Annotated in this window: 3 protein-coding genes; 2 read left to right on the top strand and 1 reads right to left on the bottom strand. The window is 39.2% G+C overall.

Annotated features, from left to right (window positions below; translation table 11 throughout):
* Positions 1 to 113 precede the first annotated feature (113 nt).
* The gene (locus C6P11_RS04045) at positions 114 to 1136 is read left to right on the top strand and encodes a DUF4041 domain-containing protein (protein WP_245299770.1); all 1023 of its coding nucleotides are present in this window, start codon (positions 114 to 116) and stop codon (positions 1134 to 1136) included.
* A gap of 80 nt (positions 1137 to 1216) precedes the next feature.
* Here the strand turns inward: C6P11_RS04045 and C6P11_RS04040 are convergent, their stop codons facing one another.
* Positions 1217 to 1417: a hypothetical protein gene (locus C6P11_RS04040; protein ID WP_135392024.1), complete on the bottom strand. Its 201-nt coding sequence runs from the start codon at positions 1415 to 1417 to the stop codon at positions 1217 to 1219.
* A 253-nt stretch (positions 1418 to 1670) separates the two neighbouring features.
* Between C6P11_RS04040 and C6P11_RS04035 the strand changes: the two genes are divergently transcribed.
* The gene (locus C6P11_RS04035; RefSeq protein WP_135518776.1) at positions 1671 to 2108 is read left to right on the top strand and encodes a transposase; all 438 of its coding nucleotides are present in this window, start codon (positions 1671 to 1673) and stop codon (positions 2106 to 2108) included.
* Positions 2109 to 2209 lie beyond the last annotated feature (101 nt).

The raw sequence follows: 2209 nt of genomic DNA, 5'->3' as shown, positions 1-2209 counted from the left end.
CTGTTCTACCTACAAAAACACCGAGAAATGACGCCTTTTTAAGCTGAAATCCGGGTTTTGAAAAATTTTCGGAGTCCGGCACCTCTCGGTGCCGAAAAAACCTGTCCATAATCTTGACATCAGCGCCTGGATTTTATAAGCGTCAGTATAAATTCACAGACTCACAACAATACAAAAATACATTGATTAAAATTCGTGATGCTGAAAAAAGTGCAGTTAAGGACGGAATCGCTGGAATTATCGTTTCTCCGATGACTTTGAATAATAGCCTATCAAAAGGTAAGGCAATGCAAAATCAGTTGATTAAGGCTGCTATTCGTGGTTTTAACGGTGAATCCGATGCACTTCTTACGAAAATTAGCGTCTCTAATGTTGATAAGAAAGTTATGGCTCTTGAAAAAGCCGCCAAACAATTAAACAAAATGTATGCTCATAATCAGATTCAGATTTCCGACCACTATGTTGATCTTAAGCGTCAAGAGCTTTATCTAGCCGCTGAGTTTGAACTTGAAAAGGAACGGGAAAAGGAATTATTACGTGAACAACGCGAAAAAGAGCGAGAAGACAAAAAGTTGCAAGCTGAAATTGCTAATACGCGTAAGAAACTAAAAAAAGAGCGTGCTCACTACGAAAACATTATTTCGGATTTGCGAAATAAGTTATCTGATGCATCTGACGATAAGTTGGCTCAATTAAAGCACCAGATTGATGAGTATGAAGACCAGCTGGATGAAATTAACCAAGCAGAAGAAGATGTTGATTATCGAGAAGGCCATGCCACGGCCGGTTATGTTTACGTTATCTCAAATATTGGCTCGTTTGGTCCTGATATTTATAAAATTGGTGTAACCCGTCGTCTTGATCCATTGGATCGAATTCATGAATTAGGTAGCGCATCCGTCCCATTCAAGTTTGATGTGCATGCATTGGTATTCAGTGAAGATGCATTTGCCTTAGAAGCTGAACTCCACAAGAAGTTCGAAGCAAACAAAGTTAATAAAGTTAATGGTCGCAAAGAATACTTCCACGTTTCGCTACAAGAAATCAAAGACGTTATCAGCGCCCACGAAGACGCTTCCGCTGAATTCACTGATGAACCGGATGCATTTGAATATCATCAATCAGAAAAAATGTAAAACTAAAAAATACGCACATCCCCGCCGGCAAGCGGGGATACACAAAAAGCCACCCGTTAAGGTGGCAAAGTACTGATGAATTATTTGAATATATCAAAAATACTAAAAGTGGTCTTTCTATAGACTTTGTTGTAAGCCGCTTTCTTAGGGTTTGTTAACCAGCCCATTCCCTTTTGACCATAACCAGGAATAATTGCCTTCTTAACTGCTCGTTTTGCCTTACCAGTTGTTCTGGCTTTAATAGAACGCATTGGGCTTGGCTTTTTCATTCCTATCTTCATTGTTCCTACCTCCAGCAACAATAGTATACAACTTGTTGCTTACGTGCAGAAGGGAACCACGTTAAAAGCTGAAGGAGAATTAAACCCGGATTATTCATCAAGACAAACAAAAAACCGCTGAAACAGCAAGTTAATACCGTTTCAGCGGGTTTTGCGCTTTCACCCGTTGGGTGAAAACCATAGGAGCTCTTTTTTATGATATTTTGTTAGTGGAAAACAAACCAAATACTCAAAAATTGGAGCGTCTAAAATTATGACTCAAAAAGTATTACCTAGCAACCATTTAGTTGCAGTTTCAGACAATGGGGCACCAGTTACCTCGGATGGTGGCAACGTGCTGCTTAGTATTTTTCTGAATTCGCCTGTAATTTCCAGGCTCTTTAATAACGTTGAATTCAACGATAATCGCAAAAATCCACGCTATGCTAAGGTAGAATTGTTATTGCAAATGCTCATTCAAGTTATCGAAGGTTATCGCAACGACGACGTTGCAGATTACTTGACCCAAGATATCGAACATCGACTTGTTTATGCGCAAAACATGGCATCTCAACCAACTATTTCCAGATTTCTATCACATCTCACGAACGAAGACATTGATGAGCTACAAGAATTAAATCGTCGTATTGTCTCTTTAATTGATGAAAGATCAGCCAATACTGAACTGGTGCTAGATTTGGATTCAACCTAATTTGAGACCTTTGGTCATCAAGAAAAAATTGGTTTTAATTATCACTACTTGAACGTCGGTTACCATCCGCTTATCATGACCGATGCTTTAACTGGAACCGT

Origin of the sequence: Weissella confusa (assembly GCF_004766315.1) — a bacterium.
Classification (GTDB): domain Bacteria; phylum Bacillota; class Bacilli; order Lactobacillales; family Lactobacillaceae; genus Weissella; species Weissella confusa_A.
Note: the sequence above shows the minus strand (reverse complement) of the source record. Positions and strands in the feature narration are given on the sequence as shown.

Coding starts and splice junctions, on each gene's coding strand:
- C6P11_RS04040 (WP_135392024.1), bottom strand. CDS start 1,417: ATGAAGATAGGAATGAAAAAGCCAAGCCCAATGCGTTCTATTAAAGCC.
- C6P11_RS04035 (WP_135518776.1), top strand. CDS start 1,671: ATGACTCAAAAAGTATTACCTAGCAACCATTTAGTTGCAGTTTCAGAC.